Source organism: Streptomyces sp. NPDC016469, assembly GCF_040632905.1.
GTDB lineage: Bacteria > Actinomycetota > Actinomycetes > Streptomycetales > Streptomycetaceae > Streptomyces.
Genome location: NZ_JBEYCQ010000011.1, coordinates 187,916 through 210,910, shown reverse-complemented (window position 1 = coordinate 210,910; position 22,995 = coordinate 187,916). Strand labels below are relative to the sequence as shown.

Here is a 22,995-nt window from a genome sequence, read left to right as displayed (position 1 = left end):
GTGGCACGGGCCGGGGCCGTTCTGGGCGTGCGTCGAAGTCTGGTTTCCGTGTCATCGCGTGGCGCTTTCCTCTCCAGCCGTTACATCGCGCATATCGGAGCCGGAGAGAACGGAGCCGTCGCCTGCAGCCATCTGCACACTCTCGTCAGCGTCGGGCTGCGAGCGGGCGCCGTGAGGCGCCCGGGCGTGTGACCGCTCGATGCTTCCCTGGGCCAGGAGCGAACCACGACCGGCACGCATGGTGATGACCGGCGGTGTGCCATTCGGGGTCCGTAGAAGGATCATCAGCGGGACCGCGGCGGAGACGACACCTGCGATCGCACCGCAAACGCTCGCCACCTGACCGGCCTGGTCCAGATCGCCGAGGAGCGCCCATGTGATGAGTCCCATCGTCACGAGTGTCCCGAAGAACACCAGGCTCCAGTACAGAATGCGTTTCCACATAACCCTCTCCCCGCATGTGTAGCTCTGGCCGAACGTGCTCAAAAAACCGGTAGGTCCTCAGCCGAAGAGCGAGGGTCCCTCCACGCCGCCCTTCTTCTCCCGGAGCATCATGCGAACGGCATCGGCCACCGCCTGGAAGTCGGGGTCCTCGCCCTGATAGACCACTCCGCCCTCACCGGAGGTCCGGAAGTCCGTGGTCTCGCGGTGGGTCAGACCGGTCACCATGCGGAGCGTGATGCCGCCGGAGACGATGAGCTCGAAGCACCGCTCGGTCCCCCGGGGGAAGAGGTGCTTCTGCGATTCGCGTATTTCGATCTCGATGCGCCGGCCGGGGTCGGGGTCGGAGTGCGTACGGACCGACACGACGTCCTGGTAGTGCATCTCCATGGTGCTCTCGTGGTTGAGCTGCCCGGTGAAGAAGTCGAGGACGCAGCGATAGACGGCGATGTGGTAGCGGGTGGTGCAGATGACCATGACCGAGTAGCGGCCGTAGCGCCGTCGGCCGTCCTTGCCGACGGCCGACGAGACCTTCAGGCCCTCACCGAAGGCCGGCCCGTAGACGACGAGGGGCTTCTGCGGACTACTTGAGTTGAAGGGCGACCAGTCGACGTCGTCCGGCGCTCCGGCGCGAATCGGTCGGACGAGGTCGTCGGTGTCCAGTGAGAGACTGCGCATCGCGCGCGCACGTACCGCCTCGACGTCCTGTTCGAGCATCCGGTCCATCGCTTCGTCGCTGGGCTTGGGTTCGGCAAGGTCGTACAGCCGCTGGTACTCATGGATGGCTGCCTCGGCTTCGCTCCTTCTCCACTCGGCCTCAGCGAGGGCCCCTCGCATCGCTTCCCCCGCCTTCGCCGCGTGCTGACGCGGCGAGACGAACGCTCTCACCGCACAGACGAAGGCCCCGATCGCGGAGAGGAAACCGAGCCAGTGCGTTTCGCTGAGAACGCAGACGAGAAGTACGGCCACGCACAGACCCGCACCGATGAGTCGGTGGTCCCGAAGCTTGCGGCACTCGGCCTCGACGTGCGTCCTGTCGAGCGCCTTCGTCCGTGAGGCGTCGGCCTCGGCCAGCCTCCCCCGGGCCGAAACCAGAGACTCGGGATCCGGCGAGTCGATGAAGTACCTGCGCACCGATCCTGCGCGCAGTCGGGACTGGCTCATGGACGATTTCTCTTTCTGGGCGGCCTGTGCGAACGGTGAGCCGGCGCAGTGGCAGTGCGGGTTCTGGATTTCTCGCCGACGGCGATCCGGGCCAACTCCTGCCACAGAACGCTTTCCTGGGCAGGCACGTGCTTGAGCAGCATCGCCGCCGGCTCGGGCTTCATCCGGCAGAGCAGACGATGGTCTTCCTGCGTGGGCCCGCGACGCTGGGCGTTCCAGCGGAACAGTTGGGCGTCACGGAGGAGAAGGAAGGCCAGGCGAGGGCCAGGAAGGTGGGGCGCCGAGCGCTGAGCCACCCGGAGGTGGGCGTTGACCTGTTCCAGGGTCCGAGAATCGCAACGGCAGGGATGGCGTCCTCGCAGGAGGCAGAGCGCGAGAGCAAGACGCACCTCTGCGTCGTCCGCCTGTCGGACGAGCAATGTGCTGAAAGTGGTGAAGGCCGTCTCGTACTGGCTGTTTTCCAGTGCCGCGAAAGCCTCACGCCTACTCGGCACCGGGCGGTGCGCGATGTAGGTGATGTTCTGTGTGCCCGAGACCTGCACCGGTGAATGATCGAACGCACCGGTGATGGAGGGGATCCCGTCCTTCTCGCTCACTGCTCCGCTCCGCCGATGGACCCGGACCCGTAGTTGATGGTCTGCGTTCCGCTGCCCTGTACGGGCGAGTTGTGAAACGTTCCGGACGCCAAGCTCGCGGCACCCCTGAACGGGGGTGCGCCGAAATCCGCGACGAAGGATCGCAACCCTGCAAGCACTTCGGGGTCCGCGACGAGAGCACGACGCAGGGCAAGCAGCCACTCGCCCTCGATGGCGGTCAGAGTCTTCGCGTCCTGCTCGGCGTGTGCGGTGATCACCTCCCGTCGGGCTGTGTCCAGGCGTTCGAGGACGACCTCGTCGCCGTCACCGGTGCCGCGGCTGAGCAGACGGGCGAACCTCTCACGGGCGTGGGTCCATGCGTCGGTGGCCATGAGATTGACCAGGGTGAGCGCACCACCCTGCAGGAGGACGACGGTCTCAGGGGTCATCAGTGCTCGCATTCCTGGCGGGACATGATGACGTCGAGCATCGAGGTTGACGAAGTTTGTTCACCACTCCCCGGGCCTGGCCATAATCAACTAATCAACCCCATTCACCTGGAGGTAGAACCAGTTGGCAGGCAGGCCGGGGCGCCGGGAGAGGCCGCTGGATCCCGAGGCGGGGCCACTGGAACGCTTCGCCCTGGGGCTGCGGGCCCTCCGGGAGAGCGCGGAACTCACCTACGCGGAGATGGCGAGTGCTTCCCATTTCTCCTCCAGCGCGCTGTCGCAGGCCGCTGCCGGGCACCGGCTTCCCACCCGGGACGTCGTGCTCGCCTACGTGAGCGCTTGTGGTGGCGAACCTCGTGACTGGGAGAGGCGCTGGGAGCGGCTGCGACTCGCGGTGCACGCGGAGGGGGCGCCCCCGGCGGCCGTCGGCGCCCTCCCGTACAGCTTCGGTGAAACGGAGGCCACCAGCTTCGTGGGTCGTGAGGCCGAATTGGCAGCCGCCGAGGAGCTTCTGGACAGGTACCGGGTCGTTACCCTGACCGGGGTCGGCGGGGTGGGCAAGACCCGGCTGGCCGGGCGGGTCGTCCGGAACGTGCGGGAGCGGTTCGCGGGCGGTGTGCATGGCGTCGAACTGGCAGACCTCATGGACCAGCATGCGATCACCGAGGCGATCGCCTCGGCCGTGGGTGTTCAAGTCGCCTCCGGCCAGGACGGGATCGCCGCCCTGGCCGAGGCGCTGCGCGGACGTGAGGTCCTGCTGCTGCTCGACAACTGCGAGCATGTGCTGACCGGATGCGCCCGCACGGTGAGTGACCTGCTCGCGCGGCTGCCGCAATTGCGTGTCCTCGCTACCAGCCGACAGCCCCTCGGCATGGGGGCGGAGTACGTCTTGCAGGTCAACCCGCTGGACCTGAGGGTTTCGATGGCCGGCCACCCGGACGGTGCGAGTACCGAGGACCAGGAGTGGGCGGCCTCGCCTGCCATGGTTCTCTTCTCCCATCGGGCCGAGGCCGCCTCACCAGGCTTTCGCATCACCGACGAGAATCGGCATCTTGTCGCCCGCGTCTGCCAGAAGCTGGACGGCCTGCCCCTTGCCCTGGAGATCGCCGCGCGGCGGCTTCGCACGCTCACACCGGACGAGCTTCTGGAGCGGCTCAACCACCGATTCCGGCTGCTCGGGCCCGGCGGATCCGAGCGCACCGCACATCCGCGGCACCAGGCGCTGCGCGCGCTCTTCGACTGGAGCTACGAGTGGTGCACCGAGGACGAGCGACGGGCCTGGCAGCAGTTGTCGCTCTGCACCGGTGGGGTGCTGCTGACAGATGCCGAGCGCCTCTGCGGACCGGTCGATCAGGACAGCTCAGGAGCGAACGCCGAAGACGGCGCCTTCGAGGCTCTGGCAGGTCTGGTGGACAAATCGCTGCTCACCAGAGTCGTCACAGGCACCCGGACCCGCTTGCACATGCTCGAAACCGTTCGCGCCTACGGGCAGGAACGCCTCGCGGACAGCGGCCGGGCACAGCATGCGTGGCGCCGGCACCGCGCCTGGTACCTCCACCTTGCCGCACAGGCCGGGGCTGCGTACGGATCGTCGGAAGAGGCGGGCTGGCTGCGCCGTCTGCGCGTGGAACACGCCAACCTGCGTCAGATCGTCACCGCGCCGCCCTTGGCCGGGGAAGCGCCGGACACCGTTCTGCACGCCTCCCTCGGCTTCTGGCTCCACTGCCTGACCTCGGCGAACGTGGGCGAGGGAGCGGGATGGATGCGAGAGATCTTCGAACGGCATCCGCACCCCCCGTCTCCGGAGGCCACCATCGCCTGGTGCCGAGCCGCCTGGGTGTCCAGTTTCCTGCTGCTGCTCCACGGAGACCACAGGGGTGCCCAGGACATGATCAGTCGCGGAGAACGCGTTCTGGCCGACACTGCGTTCGAGGGCTCCGCCGGCTCCGCGAGGGAAGGGACGGACCGGAACAAGATTTCCGCCGCCTTCCTGCAGATGCGCAGCCTGGTGGCCCTGGTCGCCGGAGACATGGAGGCCACGGCGAAGCACGCGCACTCGGCCTTGGCCGCCGGGCATTTCTCCGATTCGTTGCTGACCGAGGCGCAATGCGTCGCCCAGCTCGGGTTCGCCGCCGTGATCCAGGGCGACAGAGACCGCTCCACCCGCCTTCTCGAACAGGCACTGGAGATGTCCGAAACCCGTGGTGACACTTGGCATCGTTGCTACCTCCTGTGGGCTCTCGCAGTGGACCACGGAGAAGCACGACGGTCGGAGATCGCCTTGCGGTATCTCCGCCGCGCGCTCCGGCACATGAGGGAGATCGACGAGAACATGGGGGAGGCGGCACTCGGCGAGACCCTGGCCTGGGTGCTCTCCCTGCGCGGTGATTCCCGTCCGGCCGCGGTCCTGCTCGGCGCTGTGGACAGAGCCTGGCATCCGGCAGGTGCCCCGCGCCTCTTCGGATTCGCCCTCCTCGCCGCACACCGGGAGCACTGCATCGGACGCGCCCGCGAAGCGCTGGGGGCGACCGAGTTCATGCGTGCGCATCAGGAGGGCCGGCGGGTCGGTCTTCGCGAGGCTCTGGAGCGAGCGTTCCTGGAGAAGGGTCCTGGCAGGGAATGCTGACAGTGGGGAGCTTTCCACTTGAACGCTCTTTGCTCAAGGAGCGCCGTTGTGCCTGCGGTCCGTCCGGCCGCGGGCCATGCGTTCCCGGCAGACAGGCCCGGCAGCGTCAGCGCCGGGCCTGCCGACGGGCCGTCACGCGTACGGGTAGAACCCCGACCCCGACTTCCGGCCCAGGCGCCCCGCGTCGACCATGCGCTGGAGCAGCGGGGGAGCGGCGTACAGCGGCTCCTTGTACTCGGCGTACATCGAGTCGGCGACCGAGGCGACCGTGTCCAGGCCGATGAGGTCCGCGAGCTTGAGCGGGCCCATCGGGTGGGCGCAGCCCATTTCCATGCCGTTGTCGATGTCCTCGCGGCTGGCGATGCCCGACTCGAACATCCGGATCGCCGAGAGGAGGTACGGGATCAGCAGGGCGTTCACGACGAAGCCGGAGCGGTCCTGGGCGCGGATCGGGTGCTTGCCCAGTATGTCCTGGACCACGGCCTCCGAGCGCTTGATCGTCTCGTCGGAGGTCGTCAGCGCCGGGATCAGCTCCACGAGCCGCTGCACCGGCGCCGGGTTGAAGAAGTGGATGCCGATGACCTGGTCCGGGCGGGAGGTCGCGACGGCCAGCTTCACCAGCGGGATCGAGGAGGTGTTGGAGGCCAGGATCGCGTCCGGGCGGGTCACCACCTGGTCGAGCACCTGGAAGATCTCGGTCTTGACCTGCTCGTTCTCCACGACGGCCTCGATGACGAGATCGCGGTCGGCGAACTCGCCGAGGTCCGTGGTGAAGCTGAGCCGGCCCAGGGTCTCGTCGCGCTCCTCCGCCGTGATCTTGCCGCGCTCGGCGGCCTTCGACAGGGAGTTGTGGAGCCGGGTCCGGCCGATCTCCAGCGCCTCGCCGGTCGTCTCGGCCACCTTGACGTCGAGGCCGCTGCGCGCGCACACCTCCGCGATGCCGGCGCCCATCTGGCCGCAGCCCACCACTCCGACGCGTGCAATGTCGGCCATAGAGTCCGTCACCTCGTGCCTTTCGCTGTTCCCGTTCGGCGGCTTCCGTCTGGTTCCGGGCTCCACCACGACTCCCCGACGTTACTCCGCGCCTTACCAGGGATAGCAGCCCGGGGCGTGCATGCTCGGCTCTGGACACCCCCTGTGCCCGGAATGCGGGAATACGGCAGGGATCGGGCGTGTACGGAGAGAGAGCGGGTGCGACGCGATGCGAGGAATGGCCCGGAGAGGGTTCGTGACGGGTGCGGCCGGGGCGGCCGCGGGAGCGGTGGGGGCGGCGACGGTGGCCGGTGACGCCGTCGCGCGGCCCCGGAGGGCGCGGGCCCTGCCCGGTCCGGCCGCCGGGCGGGACGTGGTGCGGCGCGAGCTGCGCGGCATGTGGGTGGCGACCGTCGCCAACACGGACTGGCCGTCGAAGCCGGGGCTGTCCGCCGCCGCGCAGCGGGACGAGCTGGTCACCCTCCTCGACCAGGCCGTGGCGCGGCGGCTGAACGCGGTGATCCTCCAGGTCCGCCCGACCGCCGACGCGCTGTGGCCATCCGCGTACGAGCCGTGGGCCGAGTGCCTGACCGGGACGCAGGGCAAGGACCCCGGCTGGGACCCGCTCGGCACCGCCGTGCGGGAGGCGCACGACCGGGGCCTGGAGCTGCACGCCTGGTTCAACCCGTACCGGGTCGCCAACCACACCGACCCGTCCCGCCTGACCGCCTCCCACCCGGCGCGCCGCAATCCCGGCTGGGTGCTCCCGTACGGCGGCAAGCTCTACTACAACCCGGGCCTGCCCGAGGTCCGCGCCTTCGTCCAGGACGCGATGCTCGACGCGGTCCGCCGCTACGACATCGACGCCGTGCACTGGGACGACTACTTCTACCCGTACCCGGTGGCCGGCCAGAGCTTCGCGGACGGCGCCGCCTACGAGAAGTACGGCGCCGGCTTCCCCGACCGGGCGGCCTGGCGCCGGGACAACACGGACCGGCTGGTGCGCGAGATGTCCGAGCGCGTCGCGTCGCTGAAGCCCGGCGTCCGCTTCGGGATCAGCCCCTTCGGCGTCTGGCGCAACGCGGACACGGACCCGGCGGGCTCGCGTACGCGGGCGGGGGTGCAGACGTACGACGACCTGTACGCCGACACGCGCGGCTGGATCAAGAAGGGCTGGCTGGACTACGTCGTCCCGCAGCTGTACTGGCACATCGGCAACGCCGCCGCGGACTATGCCGAACTCGTGCCGTGGTGGTCCGACACGGTACGCGGCACGGGCGTCGACCTCTTCATCGGCGAGGCGCTGTACAAGTGCGGCGACCCGGCCCAGCCCGCCGCCTGGCAGGACCCGGCGGAGCTGTCCCGCCACCTCGCCCTCGCCGCCGCACACGACCAGGTCCGCGGCCACGCGTACTTCTCGGCGAAGAGCGTGACGGCGGACCGGATCGGCGCGATGGACCGGGTGGTCGCCGACCACTACCGGTCCCGTGCCAGGCCGCCGCGTTAGTGGTTACGTGATGTCCGCGTCCCGGCCCGACGCGCAGCCCGTGTGCTGCACGACGGTGTCGGGGCCCGGTGCGAGCAGATGTTCGTGTCCGTCCTCGAAGCGGACGCGGTACGGGGGAGAGCCCCCGGACCCGAGCACTTCGACGACCTCCGCGACCCGGTCGTGCTGCCCCACGGTCCTGCCGTGCGTCAGCAGCCGGTCGCCCTGGTGTGCCTCCATCGGGAGTGACCTCCTCGCGGGTGGCGTTGCGTGCCGTGCTGACCAGTCTAGGTCCGGGTGCGGGACGCGCGCTGGGTGAGCGCGATGCAGACCAGGACGGCGACGGCCGCCACCGGGGCCGCCGCCGCGACCTCCTCGCCGAGCAGGAAGAACGACCAGATCAGCGTCAGCAGCGGCTGGGCGAGCTGGAGCTGGCTGGCCCGGGCGACCCCGATCTCCGCCATGCCCCGGTACCAGACGTACAGCCCGAGGAACGTGGAGACGGCCGACACCCAGACCAGCCCGACGACCCCGTGCGCGCTGAGCCGCACCGGCTCGTGCGCCAGCGCGACGGCGGCGCCCGCGAGGTTGAGCGGCAGCGTGAGGAGCAGCGCCCAGCCGGTCACCTGCCAGCCCGGCATCACCTTCGCCAGCCTGCCGCCCTCCGTGTACCCGGCCGCGCACACCAGCAGCGCGCCGAACAGGAAGAGGTCCCCGGCCGACAGCGCCCCGCCGCTCTGCGCCACGGTGAAGGCGATCACCACGCCCGCCCCGGCCACCGCCGCCGCCCAGAAGGCGCGGGGCGGGCGCGTCCCGGTCCGCAGCGAGGAGAAGACCGCCGTGGTCAGCGGGAGCAGCCCCACGACCACCGCGGCGTGCGAGGTCGTGGACGTCCGCAGCGCCAGCGTCGTCAGCAGCGGGAAGCCGACCACCACCCCGCCGGCCACGACGGCCAGCCCCGCCCAGTGCTCCCGGGCCGGCACCCGGACCCGGCCCGCGACGAGGAAGCCGCCGGCCAGCGCGGCCGCCAGCAGGCTGCGCAACGCGACCAGGGACCAGGGGCCGAAGCTCTCCAGGCCCCAGGCGGTGGAGGGGAAGGTCAGCGAGAACGTCACCACGCCCAGCAGCGCGAGCAGCGTTCCCCGGCGGGCCGGGGCGGAAGCCGGAGCGGACGGGCGCGGGCGGTTCTCGGCGGGGGTGACCGCTATCGTGTTGGGCGCAGTAGCGCTACTCTCTGCTCTCATGCATGAGCGTAGCAGTGTGGCGGATCTGGTCACAGCCCTGCGGTCCGAGCTCGACCGCTACTCCCCGGGTGAGAAGCTGCCGTCGAGCCGGTCCCTGGTGGAGCGCTTCCGGGCCGGCCCGGTGACGGTGTCGCGGGCCATCGCCCAGCTCGCCGCCGAAGGGCTCGTCGTGACCCGCCCCGGTTCCGGCGCCTACCGGGCGCAGCCCGCCGCCCGCCCGGCGCCCCCGGCCGGTGACACCTCCTGGCAGGAGGTGTCGCTCAGCGGCGACGGGTCCCCGGAGGCGGTGCCCCGCAGCGTCGACGTGTCCGGCCTCCTGTTCAGCCTCGCCGCCCCGCCCACCGGGGTCATCGAGCTCAACGGCGGCTATCTGCACGCCTCGCTCCAGCCCGAACGGGCCCTGGCGGCCGCCCTGGCCCGGGCCGGCCGCCGCCCGGGCGCGTGGAGCCGCCCGCCCATCGACGGGCTCACCGAACTGCGCGCCTGGTTCGCCCGCGACATCGGGCCCTCGCTCGGTGCCGCCGACGTGCTGATCACCGCGGGCGGGCAGAGCGCCCTGGCCACCGCGCTGCGGGCCCTCGCCCCGCCCGGCGCGCCCGTGCTGGTCGAGTCGCCCACGTACCCCGGCATGCTGGCTGCCGCCCGCGCGGCCGGACTGCGGCCGGTGCCGGTCCCGGTGGACTCCGAGGGCGTCCGGCCCGACCTGCTCGCCGCCGCGTTCCGGGCGACCGGGGCCCGCGTCTTCGTCTGTCAGCCGCTGTTCCAGAACCCGACGGGCACGGTGCTCTCCGAGGCCCGGCGCCCCGAGGTCGTCCGGATCGCCCGGGAGACGGGGGCCTTCGTCATCGAGGACGACTTCGCCCGCCTCCTCGCGCACGACGACGCGGGCCCGCTGCCGAGGCCGCTCGCCGCCGACGACCCCGACGGCGTCGTCGTGCACACCCGCTCGCTCACCAAGGCCGCCTCGCCCAGCCTGCGGGTGGGCGCGGTCGCGGCCCGGGGCCCGGCCCTGCAACGGCTGCGCTCCATCCAGATCGTGGACAGCTTCTTCGTCCCCCGGCCGCTCCAGGAGGCCGCGCTCGAACTGGTCGGCTCGCCCGCCTGGGCCCGCCACCTGCGCGCGGTATCGGCCGAACTCGGCGCCCGTCGCGCGGCGATGACGGCGGCCCTGCGGGTGGCCCTGCCGGGCCTCGGACTGCCCCACGTCCCGGCCGGCGGCGGCTACCTCTGGCTGACCCTGCCCGGCTCCGAGGCGGGTACGGACGAGTCCGCGATGGTCCAGTCCGCCCTGCGTGCGGGCGTGGCCGTCGCCCCGGGGCGCCCGTACTTCTCCGCCGAACCCCCGGCACCGCACATCCGCCTGAGCTTCGCCTCGGTCGCCGGGCCGCCGGAGATCACGGAGGGCGTACGCCGGCTCCGTACGGCCTGGGAGGGGACCCCGGCGGCCCGGCCGCCCGCCCCCTGACCTACTCGGGCGTAGGTGTGCGCGAACGACCCCTTGACCCGGGTCGCATTCCGCCTCACGATCGCGGCCATGAGTGTTCGGGTCACGCTCCTCGCCGCGGCGCGCGGCTCCGCCCTGCTCGGCGAGCGCTTCGATGACGACCGGCCGCTCGACGAGGCCGGGTGGTACGCGGTGCGGTTCGCCGCCCCGGCCCTGGCGCCCCTGGGCTCCGCCGAGTTGCGCTACTGCTCGCCGACCCCGCGCAGCCGCGCGACCGGTGAGGCGCTGGGGTTCCATCCCCTGGTCCAGCCGGCCCTGCGCGACTGCGACATGGGGCGGTGGCGGGGCCGTACCCTCGCCGAGGTCACCGCCCGGGAGCCGGCGGCCGTGGACGCCTGGCTGGCGGACCCGCGTTCCGCGCCGCACGGCGGCGAGCCGCTGCTCGCCTTCATCTCGCGGATAGGCGGCTGGCTGGACACCCGGCCCGCCTGCGACGGCGCGATCGTCGCCGTCGCCGAACCCGCCGTGGTCCGCGCCGCCCTCGTGTACGCGCTGAAGGCTCCGCCGTCCACGTACTGGAACGTCGACGTCGGTCCGCTCTCCACCGTCACCCTCACCGGCCGCTCGCGCCGCTGGAGCCTCCGCCTGGAGTAGGGGGCGGGCTCCGGCGGCGCGGCGGTCGGGTCACCCTTCCTGGGCGGGCGTCTGCTTGCCGGCCGTGAGGATGGACAGCGCCTCGGCGATGGCCTGCTCGGCGGCCGCCTTGTCGATGCCGAGGCCGTTGAGCACGCCGGAGCCGTCCTCGTGCTCCAGCAGGGCGAGCAGGATGTGCTCGGTGCCGACGTAGTTGTGCCCCATCCGCAGGGCCTCGCGGAAGGTGAGCTCCAACGCCTTGCGCGCGTCACCGTTGTACGGGATCAGCTCGGGGATCTCGCCCTCGGTGGCCGGGGGCAGCGCCTCGGTGGCCGCCTGCCGGACGGCGTCCAGGACCACGCCCTGGGCCTTGATGAACGCCGCCGCGAGCCCCTCGGGCTCGCTGAGCAGGCCGAGGACGAGGTGCTCCGTGCCGATCTGGGTGTTGCCGGCCGCCCGGGCCTCGTTCTGGGCGGCCATCACCACGTTCTTGGCGCGCTGGGTGAAGCGGCCGAAGCCCTGGCTCGGGTCGAGGGTGCCCTCGCCCGGGTCCTTGGCGACGAAGCGCTTCTGGGCGGCCTGGCGGGTCACGCCCATGCTCTTGCCGATATCGGTCCAGGAGGCGCCGGAGCGGCGCGCCTGGTCCACGAAGTGGCCGATCAGGTGGTCGGCGACGTCGCCGAGGTGGTCGGCGGCGATGACGGCGTCCTGGAGCTGGTCCAGGGCGTCGGAGTGCACCTTCTTGATGGCCGCGATCAGGTCGTCGAGACGGACGGGCTGCGAGGGGACTACGGGATTCGTCATGTGTCAACCATAAGTTGACAGTCGGAGAGTGTCAACTATCGGTTGACAGTGCACGCGTCTCCGCACGCGAAAACGCGCCGCCCGACGGAAGACGTCGGACGGCGCGTTCGGTGCGCAGGGGATCCGGGATCAGAGGATGCCGGAGTCCGCGATGGTGATCTTCGCCTGGGTGCGGCCGCTCTGCGAGCCGAGGCCCTCGATGCGCTTGACCAGGATCATGCTGTCCTCGTCGGCGACCTCACCGAAGACGACGTGCTTGCCGTCCAGCCAGGACGTCACGATCGTCGTGATGAAGAACTGCGAACCGTTCGAGTTCGGGCCGGCGTTGGCCATGGAGAGCAGGCCCGGCTTGGTGTGCGCCAGCTCGAAGTTCTCGTCGGGGAACTTGTTGCCGTAGATGCTCTTGCCGCCCGTGCCGTCGCCCCGCGTGAAGTCGCCGCCCTGGAGCATGAACTGCGGGATGACCCGGTGGAAGGAGGAGCCCTTGTAACCGAAGCCGTTCTGGCCCGTCGCCAGCTGGCGGAAGTTCTCGGCGGTCTTGGGAACGATGTCGTCGAACAGATTGAAGACGATCCGCCCGGCGGGCTCGTCGTTGATGGTGATGTCGAAGTAAACCTGGCTCGTCATACAACCATCCTGACATCCGCCCGAACGGCGCCGACGCCCGGCCCGTCAGACACCGGTGCTCCCGTCGATCCGCTCACGGAGCAGATCGGCGTGACCGCTGTGGCGGGCGTACTCGCCGATCATGTGGTGGTAGATCCAGCGGAGCTTCACCTCGCCGCCCATGAAGGGCGCCGAGTCCTCCAGGGAGTGCTCGGCGCAGACCGCGCGGGACACGGCGACCTCCTCCCGCCAGGCCGCGAGGGCACCGGCGAGCGTGGCGCCCCCGGCGAGCTCGAAGCCCCCGTCGTGGCCCTCGGGCCGGACCGGTCCGCCGTGCACCGGCGGGACGTCCTCGCCGGACAGGACCCGCCGGAACCAGTTCCGCTCGACCTCCGCGAGGTGCTGGACGAGCCCCATCGGCGTCAGCGACGACGGCGGTACGGAGGCACTGCGCGCCTGCTCGTCGGTGAGGTCCTCGCACTTCTGGGCCACGGTGGTCCGGTAGAAGTCGAGCCAGCTCTCCAGGCCGGTGCGCTCGTCGGCGTCGAGAGGCGGCATCGGGCGTTCGGTGTGCGTCATGCTTCCCGATGCTGCCAGGCGGGTCTGACAACGGCGGCCCGGCGGGTCCCGCTCTACGGCCTCCGGCGCGGCTTGCCCCGCTTCGGCGCCGCACCGCTCCGCGCACCCCGGGCGTTCTTGGCGCCGCCCGTAGCCCCCGATCCGCCCCGGGAGCCCTTACCGGCCCCCGCACCGGACGCGCGCTTCGCCTTGTCCTTGTCCTTCGGCTGGGCGGCGGACGCCGCTCCCGCCCGGCCGCGCGAGCTGTTCACGGTCCGGCCGCGGACGATCCCGATGAAGTCCTCCACCTGGTCGGTGGTCTTCTCCTGCGGCCACGACAGTGCGACGCGCGACTCCGGCGCGTCCGTCAGCGTCCGGTACGTCAGGTCCTTGCGGTGGTGCAGCCGGGCCAGCGACTGGGGGACGACGAGGACGCCGATGCCCGCCGCGACCAGCTCGACGGCGTCCGCCGTGGTCGCCGGCCGCTCCAGCGCGGGGCGGCCGGGCAGCTGCTCCCAGGGCAGGGCGTCGTCCATCGGGTGGAGCACGATCTCGTCGGCCAGCTCCGCGACCGACAGCTCGTCCACGGCCGCGATCAGGTGGTCCTTGGGGACCACGACGACCGTGGTCTCCGTGTACAGCGGGATCGCGCTGAGGTCCGTGCCCTCGACCGGCAGCCGGAGGAACGCCGCGTCGGCGTCACCGGCGCGCAGCAGCTCCTGGGCGCCGTGCGCGGGGACCTGGACGAGGGTCAGGGGGATGTCCGGCAGGCGCTCGTTCCAGATCCGCACCCATTTGGCGGGGGTCACTCCGGGGACGTACGCCAGCCGGAACGAGGGGGTTGCTTCGGGGCCTGTCACCCCGCCAGGTTACCGGCCGTGGTCGAGGGCACCGCACGCGCTGGATACCCTTGTCCCCATGAAGTCCCACCAGACCGCCCAGACGATGAAGCCCGCGACCGCGGCGAAGAAGCTGGGTGTGTATCTCGACGCCACCCCCGCCGAATTCCAGGAGGGTGTCGTCTCGCGCGCCGAGCTGGCGGCCCTCCAGGCCGATCCGCCCCAGTGGCTGCGCGACCTGCGCGACAACGGCCCGCACCCCCGCCCGGTCGTCGCGTCCAAGCTGGGCGTCTCCATCTCGGGCCTGGCCCGGGGCGGGGTCACCGAGGCGCTGACCACCGAGCAGATCGAAGCCCTGAAGCAGGACAACCCCGAGTGGCTGCGCAAGGAGCGCGCCACCCAGGCGGACGTCCGCAAGGAAAACATCCGCATCAAGGAGCGGAACGCCGAGCGCGAGGCCAAGGGGCGGGACGAGCGCGCCTGACGCCGGAGAGACGTGGGAGGGCCCGTTCCGCGACCGCGGAACGGGCCCTCCCGGCTCTGCTCAGTAGCTGTAGAGGCCGGCCCCGTTGTCGCCGGCCAGGTTCGAGCCGAAACGGGCCTTCTTCACCAGGGTGCCCAGGTCCACCGGGTTGAAGGCGAGGGCGCCGGTCGTCGTCAGCCCCGTCGAGGCGCCGCGCAGCGACCAGATCGCGCCGCCGTCCGCGACCGCCTCCAGGTTCTCGTCGGGGGCACCGGCGGTCAGATCCGCCTTGCCGTCCTTGTTCACGTCCAGCAGCCGCACCGAACCGCCGAAGTGGTCACCGGCCTCGGCCACGCCCGGCATACCCGTCGTGTCCTGGTGGAAGGACTTGGCGCCGGTGCCGCTCAGACCGCCCGGTCCGCCCCTCAGCAGCACCACCGCGCCCGCGCCGGCCTTGGACTCCAGGGCCTCGAACGGCACGCCCACCGCGAGGTCGTCGTACCCGTCGCCGTTGACGTCACCCGCGCTCAGCCGGGCGCCGAACTGGTCGCCCTTCTCGCCGACCCCCGGCACGCCCGCGGTGTCCTGGGTGATCACCTTGGTCCGGGTGGTGCTGGGACCGGACGCGGAGCCGTAGTAGATCTTGACGGTGCCCGGGTCCGTGGGGAAGTCCTCGTAGATGCCGTTCGGCACCACGCGGACGGCGAGGTCGTCCTTGCCGTCCTTGTCGAAGTCGCCGACCGCCGGGGACGAGCCGGAGGGCAGCCGGGTGGAGGTCGTCGACAGGCCCTGGGGGGTGCCCAGCCACAGGCTCCCTCCCTCGGCGTGCTCCTCGTAGCTGAAGAACGTGCACAGGTCGTCGATGCCGTCGCCGTTGAAGTCGCCCACGGCGGGGTTGCCCATGTAGTTGTCCGAGGTGAACATGGTGATGCGCTGCTCGCGGACGGGCTTCCCGGCCCGGCTGAACGGCCCGTACAGCACGCTCCGCTGTTCGAGGTCCCCGTCCCCCCAGCCGTGCGCCATCATCAGGTCCGCGTCGCCGTCGCCGTTGAAGTCGCCGGCGATGACGTTGTTCCCCATCTCGCCGGACTCCGGCCCGGGAATGCGGACCGCGCCCTCGCCCGTGATGCCGCCGGTGCGGCCCCACAGCACGATGACGGAGCCGCGGTTGGTCGGGAGGGCCTCGTTCGTGTATACCGCGAGGTCCGTGAGCCCGTCGTGGTCGAGGTCGGCGGGGACCAGCCGGAAGCCGAACAGATTGCCCTCGCCGGGGGCGCCCGGCACGCCCGGAGTGCTCTGGTCGATGGTCATGGTGCGGGCGGCGCTCAGGCCCTGCGCCGAACCGTAGGCGATGGTGAGGTATCCGGAGTAGAGCTGCCCGTTCACCGGCGCGTCCGACGCGCCGACGACGACGTCCTGATACCCGTCCCCGTTGAAGTCCTCGCGGACGGTGGTGCCTGCCGTTCCCCCGGCCGTGCCCGTGTGCGCGCCGCCGGGCGCCGCGACGGCCACGCCGCCGGTCAGCGCCGTGGCGGCGCATACGGCCACGGTCAGCATGGTGCGAATGCCCACAAAATTCTCCTTGGTCGCGTACGTGGAGCCAATGGCGTACGAGGTGTGAGGGCTCGCATAGGAGACACGTACGACGCGGAGAAGGTTGCACGGCGAACGGAAGGTGAACTCGGCGCGCGGCCAAGGGAGTCGGGGGCGGCCGGTGACCGCCCCCGTGTTCCGTTCTAGCGGCCGGCCAGCAGGGTGAGGGTGTCGATCACCCGGTTGGAGAAGCCCCACTCGTTGTCGTACCAGGCGGACACCTTGATGTGGCGGCCGTCGACCCTGGTCAGCTCCGAGTCGAAGATGGAGGACGCCGGGTTGCCGGTGATGTCGGCCGACACGAGCGGGTCCTCAGAGTATTCGAGCACGCCCGCCAGGGGGCCCTCGGCCGCCGCCCGGTACGCGTCGAGCACCTGCTCGCGGGTCACGTCGCGCGCCACGGTGGTGTTCAGCTCCACGATCGACCCCACCGGGACCGGCACCCGGATGGAGTCGCCCGACAGCTTGCCGTCGAGCCGGGGCAGCACGAGCCCGATGGCCTTCGCTGCGCCGGTCGTGGTCGGCACGATGTTGACGCCGGCGGCACGGGCGCGGCGGGCGTCGCGGTGCGGGCCGTCCTGGAGGTTCTGCTCCTGGGTGTAAGCGTGCACGGTCGTCATGAAGCCGTGCTCGATGCCGGCGAGGTCGTCCAGGACCTTGGCCAGCGGGGCGAGCGCGTTGGTCGTGCAGGAGGCGTTCGACACGACCGTGTGCAGCTCGGGGTCGTACGCGTCGCTGTTGACGCCGTACGCGAGCGTCACGTCCGCCCCGTCCGAGGGCGCGGCGACCAGCACCCGCTTCGCTCCGGCGTCGAGGTGGGCGCGGGCCGCCTTCGCCGAGGTGAAGCGGCCGGTGGCCTCCACGGCGATGTCGACGCCCAGCTCCGCCCAGGGCAGCCGCGCGGGCTCCCGCTCGGCGAGCACCTTGATGCGGCGGCCGTCCACGACGAGGGTGTCGCCGTCCACGGTGACGGGGCGGCCCAGCCGGCCCGCGGTGGTGTCGAACGCCAGCAGCCGGGCGAGGGTGGCGGGCTCCGAGAGGTCGTTGACGGCGACCAGGTCGAGGTCGCTGTCGCGTTCGAGCAGCGCGCGCAGCACGTTGCGTCCGATGCGGCCGAATCCGTTGATGGCGATGCGAGTCACGTGAGATGTCCCTTCTCTCTTCGCCCTCAACGATCGCGCGCGCCGCGCGCCCCGGACAGCGGCGTGATCGCCACGGTCCGCAAGGATCCCGCCAGCCGGCCCCGGGCGGCGGTATGCCCTATTCGCCCTGGGCGAAGGTGCGCCGGTACTCGCTCGGTGTGGTGCCCAGGATGCGCTGGAAGTGCAGCCGCAGATTCGCGCCGGTCCCGAGCCCCACGTCGGCGGCGATCTGCTCGACGGCCCGCTCCGAGCGTTCGAGGAGTTCGCGGGCCATGTCGATACGGGCCCGCATCACCCACTGCATCGGGGTGTATCCGGTGTCCTCGGCGAACCGCCGCGAGAAGGTGCGGGGCGACACCGCCGCGTGCCGGGCCAGCGCGTCGAGCGTCAGGGGTTCGCCGAGCCGGTGCAGCGCCCACTCACGCGTTGCCGCGAACCGCTCGCCCAGCGGCTCGGGCACGCTGCGCGGCACGTACTGAGCCTGCCCGCCGCTGCGGTACGGAGCCGCGACGAGCCGCCGGGCCGCATGGTTGGACGCGGCGACGCCCAGGTCGCCGCGCAGGACGTGCAGGCACAGGTCGATCCCGGACGCGGCGCCGGCCGAGGTGAGGACGCTGCCCTCGTCGACGAACAGCACGTTCTCGTCCACCCGGATCAGCGGGTACTTCGCGGCGAGCGCCCGTGTGTAGTGCCAGTGCGTGGTGGCCCGGCGGCCGTCGAGCAGCCCGGTCGCGGCGAGCGCGAAGGCCCCGGTCGAGATGGCGGCGAGCCGCGCCCCCCGCTCGTGCGCGGCGACCAGGGCGTCGATCACGGCCCGGGGCGGATCCTCCCGGTCCGGCTGGCGGTACCCGGGTACGAAGACGATGTCCGCCCAGGCCAGCGCGGCGAGCCCGTGCGTGACGTGGTACGCGAGACCGTCACCCCCGGTCACCAGCCCCGGGGCCGCGCCGCACACCCGTACCTCGTACGGCATGCTCGCCCGGGTCGTGAACACCTGGGCCGGGATGCCGACGTCGAGCGGCTTCGCCCCGTCGAGCACGAGGACCGCGACACGGTGCAGACGGGGGCTGGGGGAGGGGGCCGGCATGGCGTGAGCGTACGTGCCCGGGGCGCGCCGGACCGGCAGCGTCAGTCGAGGCAGAACTCGTTGCCCTCGACATCCTGCATGTTCAGGCAGGACTCGTTCTCCTCGTCGGCCGGCAGCAGCTTCCCGCGCACCGCGCCGAGCGGCAGGAGCCGCGCGCACTCGGACTCCAGCACGGCAAGCCGCTCCTCGCCGACGAGGCCGGTGCCCACCCGGACATCGAGGTGCAGCCGGTTCTTGGCGACCTTGCCCTCGGGAACCTTCTGGAAGTACATGCGCGGGCCGGCCCCGGTGGGGTCGGAGGCCGCGAACCACGTGTTCCGCTCCCCTGCCGGCAGCGAGGCGTTGTACGCGTCCCAGGAGTCGAACCCCTCCGGCGGCTCCGGCGCGACGTACCCGAGCACCTCGCACCAGAAGCGCCCCACGCGCTCGGGGTCCGCGCAGTCGAAGGTCACCTGGACATGCTTGATCGTTGCCATGCGCTCACCCTAGGGGCCGGATCGGGCGCCGCTCCACGGATCATTCTTTGCATAAAAGTGCATCACTGCGTATAGTCATGCCATCGACGAGGAGGCTTTTGATGGCGGTACGCGCAGCAGTGGCAGGAGCGAGTGGATACGCGGGCGGGGAACTGCTCCGTCTGCTGCTCGCCCACCCCGAGGTGGAGATCGGCGCACTCACCGCCAACTCCAACGCGGGCCAGCCCCTCGGCGCGCTCCAACCGCACCTGCGCCCCCTGGCCGGCCGCATCCTCCAGCCCACCACCGCGGACGTGCTCGCCGGGCACGACGTGGTCTTCCTCGCCCTGCCGCACGGCCAGTCCGCCGCCGTGGCCGAACAGCTCGGCGACGAGGTGCTGGTGGTCGACATGGGCGCCGACTTCCGCCTCCGGGACGCCGCCGACTGGGAAAAATTCTACGGCTCGCCGCACGCCGGCACCTGGCCCTACGGCCTGCCCGAACTCCCCGGCGCTCGCGCCGCCCTCGCCGGGACCAAGCGGATCGCGGTGCCGGGGTGCTACCCGACCGCCGTGTCGCTCGCGCTGTACCCGGCGTACGTGGCGCAGCTCGCCGAGCCCGAGGCCGTGATCGTCGCCGCGTCCGGGACCTCCGGCGCAGGCAAGGCGGCCAAGCCGCACCTGCTGGGCTCCGAGGTGATGGGCAACATGTCGCCGTACGGCGTCGGCGGCGTCCACCGCCACACGCCGGAGATGATCCAGAACCTCAGCGCCGCCGCCGGAGAGCCGGTCACCGTCTCGTTCACCCCGACCCTCGCGCCCATGCCCCGCGGCATCCTCGCCACGTGCAGCGCGAAGGCGAAGCCCGGGACGAGCGCCGAAAGCGTACGCGCCGCCTACGAGAAGGCGTACGCGGACGAGCCCTTCGTGGACCTGCTCCCGGAGGGGCAGTGGCCCGCCACCGCCGCCGTGTACGGCTCCAACGCCGTGCAGATCCAGGTCGCGTACGACGAGGCGGCCGGGCGGATCATCGTGATCAGCGCCATCGACAACCTTGCCAAGGGCACCGCGGGCGGGGCCCTGCAGTCCATGAACCTCGCCCTCGGACTGCCCGAGGACACAGGTCTTTCCACGATCGGAGTCGCACCGTGAGCGTCACGGCAGCACAGGGATTCTCGGCGGCGGGCATCGCCGCCGGAATCAAGGAGAACGGCAACCCGGACCTGGCCCTCGTGGTCAACAACGGTCCGCGCCGCGCCGCCGCGGGCGTCTTCACCTCCAACCGCGTCAAGGCCGCGCCCGTCCTCTGGTCCGAGCAGGTCGTCAAGGGCGGTGAGGTCTCCGCCGTCGTCCTCAACTCCGGTGGCGCCAACGCCTGTACGGGCCCGCAGGGCTTCCAGGACACCCACGCCACCGCCGAGAAGGCGGCCGAGGTCCTGAAGGGCCACAGCGCGGGCGAGATCGCCGTCGCCTCCACCGGGCTCATCGGCATCCTGCTCCCCATGGACAAGCTGCTCCCCGGCATCGAGAAGGCCGCGGCAGCCCTCAGCGAGCACGGCGGCGAGAAGGCCGCCATCGCCATCAAGACCACCGACACCGTGCACAAGACCGCCGTCGCGGGCGGCGAGGGCTGGACCGTCGGCGGCATGGCCAAGGGCGCGGGCATGCTCGCCCCGGGCCTGGCCACCATGCTCGTCGTGCTCACCACCGACGCCGACGTGGACGCCGCCGGTCTTGACGCCGCGCTGCGCGACGCGACCCGCACCACCTTCGACCGGGTCGACTCGGACGGCTGCATGTCCACCAACGACACCGTACTGCTGCTGGCCTCCGGCGCCAGCGGGATCGCCCCGGAGCAGAAGGAGTTCGCCGAGGCCGTCCGCACCGTCTGCGACGACCTGGCCCGGCAGCTCATCGGGGATGCCGAGGGCGCCTCCAAGGACATCCGCATCGAGGTCGTGAACGCCGCGACCGAGGACGACGCCGTCGAGGTGGGCCGTTCCATCGCCCGCAACAACCTCCTCAAGTGCGCCATCCACGGCGAGGACCCCAACTGGGGCCGGGTGCTCTCCGCCATCGGCACCACGAAGGCCGCCTTCGAGCCGGACGCGCTCAACGTCGCCATCAACGACGTCTGGGTGTGCCGCAACGGCGCGGTCGGCGAGGACCGCGAGCTGGTCGACATGCGCTTCCGGGAGGTCCGGATCACCGCCGACCTCGCCGCCGGCACCGAGTCGGCGGTCATCTGGGCCAACGACCTCACCGCGGACTACGTCCACGAGAACAGCGCGTACAGCTCATGACGACGGCGCGGAAGCACACCGCACTCCCGAAGGCGCAGATCCTCATCGAGGCCCTGCCCTGGCTCACCCGGCACAACGGCAAGACCGTCGTCATCAAGTTCGGCGGCAACGCCATGATCGACGAGGAGCTGAAGGCGGCCTTCGCCCAGGACGTCGTCTTCCTGCGCCACGCAGGCCTCAAGCCCGTCGTCGTGCACGGCGGCGGCCCCCAGATCAGCGCCCAGCTCGACAAACAGGGCCTGGTCAGCGAGTTCAAGGCCGGGCTGCGCGTCACCACGCCCGAGGCGATGGACGTCGTCCGCATGGTGCTCGCCGGCCAGGTCCAGCGCGAGCTGGTCGGCCTGCTCAACCAGCACGGCCCGCTCGCCGTCGGCATGACCGGCGAGGACGCCCACACCATCACCGCCGTACAGCACCGGCCCACCATCGACGGCGAGGCGGTCGACATCGGCCGGGTCGGCGAGATCACCGCCATCGACACCGGCGCCATCCAGGCCCTGCTGGACGACGGCCGCATCCCGGTCATCTCCTCCATCGCCCGGTCCGCCGACGACCACCACGTCTACAACGTCAACGCCGACACCGCGGCCGCCGCACTCGCCGCCGCGCTGAACGCCGAGACGCTGATGGTCCTCACCGACGTCGAGGGCCTGTACGAGGACTGGCCCAACAGCGACGACGTGATCAGCCGGCTCACCGCCACCGAGCTGGAGAAGCTGCTGCCCGACCTGTCCAGCGGCATGGTGCCCAAGATGCAGGGCTGCCTGCACGCCGTACGCAACGGGGTGGAGACCGCCCGCGTCATCGACGGCCGGGTCCAGCACTCGATCCTGCTGGAGATCTTCACCGACGAGGGAATCGGCACGATGGTCGTGCCCGACGCACAGGGGGAGTCATGAGCAACGCCGAACTCGCGCAGCGCTGGCAGCACGCACTGATGGACAATTACGGCACTCCGAAGCTGTCCCTCGTGCGCGGCGAGGGCGCCCGCGTCTGGGACGCGGACGGCACCGAGTACCTCGACTTCGTCGGCGGCATCGCCGTCAACGCGCTGGGCCACGCCCACCCGGCCGTCGTGGAGGCGGTCACCGCCCAGATCTCGGCCCTCGGGCACGTCTCCAACCTGTTCATCGCCGAACCGCCCGTCGCGCTCGCCGAACGGCTCCTCGCGCTCTTCGGCCGCACCGGCCGGGTCTTCTTCTGCAACTCGGGCGCCGAGGCCAACGAGGCCGCGTTCAAGATCGGCCGGCTGACCGGGCGCACCCACATGGTCGCCACCGACGGCGGCTTCCACGGCCGGACCATGGGCTCGCTCGCGCTCACCGGCCAGCCCAAGAAGCGCGAGGCGTTCGCCCCGCTCCCCGGCGACGTCAGCCATGTGCCGTACGGGGACGTGGAGGCGCTGCGGTCCGCCGTCACCACCGACACCGCGCTGGTGATCATCGAGCCCATCCAGGGCGAGAACGGCGTCGTGGTCCCGCCCAAGGGGTATCTGGAGGCCGCCCGGGAGATCACCCGGGCCACCGGCACCCTGCTGGTCCTGGACGAGGTCCAGACCGGCATCGGCCGGTGCGGCACGTGGTTCGAGTACCAGGCCCACCAGGGCGTCGATCCCGACGTCGTCACCCTCGCCAAGGGGCTCGGCGGCGGACTCCCGATCGGCGCCACGATCGCCTTCGGCGCGACGGCGGACCTCCTCGCACCCGGACAGCACGGCACGACGTTCGGCGGCAACCCGGTCGCCTGCGCCGCCGGCCTCGCGGTCCTGGACACCCTCGCCGCCGACGGCGCCCTCGACCGGGTGAAGCGGCTGGGCGAGCGCATCCGGGAGGGTGTGGAAGGGCTGGGGCACCCTCTGGTCTCCCACGTCCGGGGCTCCGGCCTGCTGCTGGGTATCGTGCTCACCGAGCCCCTCGCGCCCCAGGCGCAACAGGCGGCTCAGGGTGCCGGCCTCCTGGTGAACGCGCCCGCGCCCGACGTCCTGCGGCTCATGCCGCCGCTGACCATCGGTGACGCGGAGGTGGACGCGTTCCTCCGGGCGCTGCCGGGCGCCCTCGACGCGGCATATGGGGACGGACGATCCGGAGAGAAGCGCTCCGGAGAATGAGGCGA

The 22,995-nt window shown here is 71.5% G+C and carries 24 protein-coding genes; 9 read left to right on the top strand and 15 right to left on the bottom strand.

The features are described 5' to 3' along the window. Window positions 1-51: 51 nt before the first annotated feature. The 4 genes from ABZ565_RS15445 to ABZ565_RS15430 are packed head-to-tail and all read right to left on the bottom strand — an operon-like array spanning window position 52 to window position 2,629. Window positions 52-444 (bottom strand): hypothetical protein, encoded by a 393-nt coding sequence (locus ABZ565_RS15445; RefSeq protein WP_361025827.1) that lies wholly within the window; start codon window positions 442-444, stop codon window positions 52-54. Window positions 445-501: 57 nt separating this feature from the next. Beyond that, the gene (locus ABZ565_RS15440; protein WP_361025824.1) at window positions 502-1,605 is read right to left on the bottom strand and encodes a hypothetical protein; all 1,104 of its coding nucleotides are present in this window, start codon (window positions 1,603-1,605) and stop codon (window positions 502-504) included. Beyond that, window positions 1,602-2,201: a hypothetical protein gene (locus tag ABZ565_RS15435; RefSeq protein ID WP_361025821.1), complete on the bottom strand. Its 600-nt coding sequence runs from the start codon at window positions 2,199-2,201 to the stop codon at window positions 1,602-1,604. The genes ABZ565_RS15440 and ABZ565_RS15435 overlap by 4 nt, the downstream gene beginning before the upstream one ends. Next, window positions 2,198-2,629 carry a hypothetical protein gene (locus ABZ565_RS15430; RefSeq protein WP_361025818.1) on the bottom strand — a complete coding sequence of 144 codons (432 nt, stop codon included), beginning with the start codon at window positions 2,627-2,629 and terminating at the stop codon, window positions 2,198-2,200. Before ABZ565_RS15430 ends, ABZ565_RS15435 begins: the two co-directional genes overlap by 4 nt. Before the next feature lie 124 nt (window positions 2,630-2,753). Here ABZ565_RS15430 and ABZ565_RS15425 point away from each other — a divergent pair, with 124 nt between their 5' ends. Beyond that, a complete protein-coding gene (locus tag ABZ565_RS15425) occupies window positions 2,754-5,255 on the top strand; it encodes a helix-turn-helix domain-containing protein (RefSeq protein WP_361025815.1) in 2,502 nt (833 codons plus the stop codon). A 132-nt stretch (window positions 5,256-5,387) separates the two neighbouring features. Here the strand turns inward: ABZ565_RS15425 and ABZ565_RS15420 are convergent, their stop codons facing one another. After that, the gene (locus ABZ565_RS15420) at window positions 5,388-6,248 is read right to left on the bottom strand and encodes a 3-hydroxybutyryl-CoA dehydrogenase (protein ID WP_361025812.1); all 861 of its coding nucleotides are present in this window, start codon (window positions 6,246-6,248) and stop codon (window positions 5,388-5,390) included. 235 nt (window positions 6,249-6,483) lie between these two features. Here ABZ565_RS15420 and ABZ565_RS15415 point away from each other — a divergent pair, with 235 nt between their 5' ends. Next, window positions 6,484-7,734, top strand: coding sequence for a family 10 glycosylhydrolase (locus tag ABZ565_RS15415; protein WP_361025809.1), 1,251 nt, complete (start codon window positions 6,484-6,486; stop codon window positions 7,732-7,734). Between the two features lie 3 nt (window positions 7,735-7,737). Here the strand turns inward: ABZ565_RS15415 and ABZ565_RS15410 are convergent, their stop codons facing one another. After that, window positions 7,738-7,953 carry a DUF1918 domain-containing protein gene (locus ABZ565_RS15410; RefSeq protein WP_361025806.1) on the bottom strand — a complete coding sequence of 72 codons (216 nt, stop codon included), beginning with the start codon at window positions 7,951-7,953 and terminating at the stop codon, window positions 7,738-7,740. Window positions 7,954-8,000: 47 nt separating this feature from the next. Next, on the bottom strand, window positions 8,001-8,957 hold the full coding sequence (locus tag ABZ565_RS15405) for a DMT family transporter (RefSeq protein WP_361025803.1): 957 nt from the start codon (window positions 8,955-8,957) through the stop codon (window positions 8,001-8,003). On the opposite strand from ABZ565_RS15405, the gene ABZ565_RS15400 reads away from it, so the two are divergent. Further along, window positions 8,956-10,422, top strand: coding sequence for a PLP-dependent aminotransferase family protein (locus tag ABZ565_RS15400; RefSeq protein WP_361025800.1), 1,467 nt, complete (start codon window positions 8,956-8,958; stop codon window positions 10,420-10,422). The two genes, ABZ565_RS15405 and ABZ565_RS15400, sit on opposite strands and share 2 nt — an antisense overlap. A 69-nt stretch (window positions 10,423-10,491) precedes the next feature. Further along, window positions 10,492-11,055 carry a histidine phosphatase family protein gene (locus tag ABZ565_RS15395; protein WP_361025797.1) on the top strand — a complete coding sequence of 188 codons (564 nt, stop codon included), beginning with the start codon at window positions 10,492-10,494 and terminating at the stop codon, window positions 11,053-11,055. Window positions 11,056-11,085: 30 nt separating this feature from the next. Here ABZ565_RS15395 and ABZ565_RS15390 read toward each other — a convergent pair whose 3' ends face one another. The 4 genes from ABZ565_RS15390 to ABZ565_RS15375 all read right to left on the bottom strand — a co-directional run bounded on the left by ABZ565_RS15390 (window position 11,086) and on the right by ABZ565_RS15375 (window position 13,862). Further along, window positions 11,086-11,838, bottom strand: a complete 753-nt coding sequence (locus ABZ565_RS15390) for a Clp protease N-terminal domain-containing protein (protein ID WP_361025794.1) — start codon at window positions 11,836-11,838, stop codon at window positions 11,086-11,088. A gap of 129 nt (window positions 11,839-11,967) precedes the next feature. Beyond that, window positions 11,968-12,465, bottom strand: coding sequence for a peptidylprolyl isomerase (locus ABZ565_RS15385; RefSeq protein WP_361025791.1), 498 nt, complete (start codon window positions 12,463-12,465; stop codon window positions 11,968-11,970). Window positions 12,466-12,510: 45 nt separating this feature from the next. Continuing rightward, window positions 12,511-13,023 carry a DinB family protein gene (locus tag ABZ565_RS15380; RefSeq protein WP_361025788.1) on the bottom strand — a complete coding sequence of 171 codons (513 nt, stop codon included), beginning with the start codon at window positions 13,021-13,023 and terminating at the stop codon, window positions 12,511-12,513. Window positions 13,024-13,076: 53 nt separating this feature from the next. Beyond that, window positions 13,077-13,862, bottom strand: coding sequence for a LysR family transcriptional regulator substrate-binding protein (locus tag ABZ565_RS15375; RefSeq protein ID WP_361025785.1), 786 nt, complete (start codon window positions 13,860-13,862; stop codon window positions 13,077-13,079). Between the two features lie 58 nt (window positions 13,863-13,920). Between ABZ565_RS15375 and ABZ565_RS15370 the strand changes: the two genes are divergently transcribed. After that, window positions 13,921-14,325: a DUF5997 family protein gene (locus ABZ565_RS15370; RefSeq protein WP_361025782.1), complete on the top strand. Its 405-nt coding sequence runs from the start codon at window positions 13,921-13,923 to the stop codon at window positions 14,323-14,325. A gap of 60 nt (window positions 14,326-14,385) precedes the next feature. Here the strand turns inward: ABZ565_RS15370 and ABZ565_RS15365 are convergent, their stop codons facing one another. The 4 genes from ABZ565_RS15365 to ABZ565_RS15350 form a co-directional block, all read right to left on the bottom strand. Beyond that, window positions 14,386-15,876: an FG-GAP and VCBS repeat-containing protein gene (locus ABZ565_RS15365; protein WP_361025779.1), complete on the bottom strand. Its 1,491-nt coding sequence runs from the start codon at window positions 15,874-15,876 to the stop codon at window positions 14,386-14,388. Window positions 15,877-16,040: 164 nt separating this feature from the next. Then, entirely contained in the window at window positions 16,041-17,039 is a 999-nt protein-coding gene (gene gap / locus ABZ565_RS15360) for a type I glyceraldehyde-3-phosphate dehydrogenase (protein ID WP_361025776.1), read from the bottom strand. Between the two features lie 118 nt (window positions 17,040-17,157). Further along, on the bottom strand, window positions 17,158-18,126 hold the full coding sequence (locus ABZ565_RS15355) for a helix-turn-helix domain-containing protein (RefSeq protein WP_361025773.1): 969 nt from the start codon (window positions 18,124-18,126) through the stop codon (window positions 17,158-17,160). A 41-nt stretch (window positions 18,127-18,167) separates the two neighbouring features. Next, window positions 18,168-18,602, bottom strand: a complete 435-nt coding sequence (locus ABZ565_RS15350) for a VOC family protein (RefSeq protein WP_361025770.1) — start codon at window positions 18,600-18,602, stop codon at window positions 18,168-18,170. A gap of 101 nt (window positions 18,603-18,703) precedes the next feature. Between ABZ565_RS15350 and argC the strand changes: the two genes are divergently transcribed. From argC to ABZ565_RS15330, 4 genes are read left to right on the top strand one after another with little or no spacing between them, the layout of a single operon-like run. Then, window positions 18,704-19,732 carry an N-acetyl-gamma-glutamyl-phosphate reductase gene (argC, locus tag ABZ565_RS15345; protein WP_361025767.1) on the top strand — a complete coding sequence of 343 codons (1,029 nt, stop codon included), beginning with the start codon at window positions 18,704-18,706 and terminating at the stop codon, window positions 19,730-19,732. Beyond that, window positions 19,729-20,883, top strand: a complete 1,155-nt coding sequence (gene argJ, locus ABZ565_RS15340) for a bifunctional glutamate N-acetyltransferase/amino-acid acetyltransferase ArgJ (RefSeq protein ID WP_361025764.1) — start codon at window positions 19,729-19,731, stop codon at window positions 20,881-20,883. Before argC ends, argJ begins: the two co-directional genes overlap by 4 nt. Continuing rightward, window positions 20,880-21,782: an acetylglutamate kinase gene (gene argB / locus ABZ565_RS15335; protein ID WP_361025761.1), complete on the top strand. Its 903-nt coding sequence runs from the start codon at window positions 20,880-20,882 to the stop codon at window positions 21,780-21,782. The genes argJ and argB overlap by 4 nt, the downstream gene beginning before the upstream one ends. Further along, the gene (locus ABZ565_RS15330) at window positions 21,779-22,990 is read left to right on the top strand and encodes an acetylornithine transaminase (RefSeq protein ID WP_361025758.1); all 1,212 of its coding nucleotides are present in this window, start codon (window positions 21,779-21,781) and stop codon (window positions 22,988-22,990) included. The genes argB and ABZ565_RS15330 overlap by 4 nt, the downstream gene beginning before the upstream one ends. The last annotated feature ends 5 nt before the right edge of the window (window positions 22,991-22,995 follow it).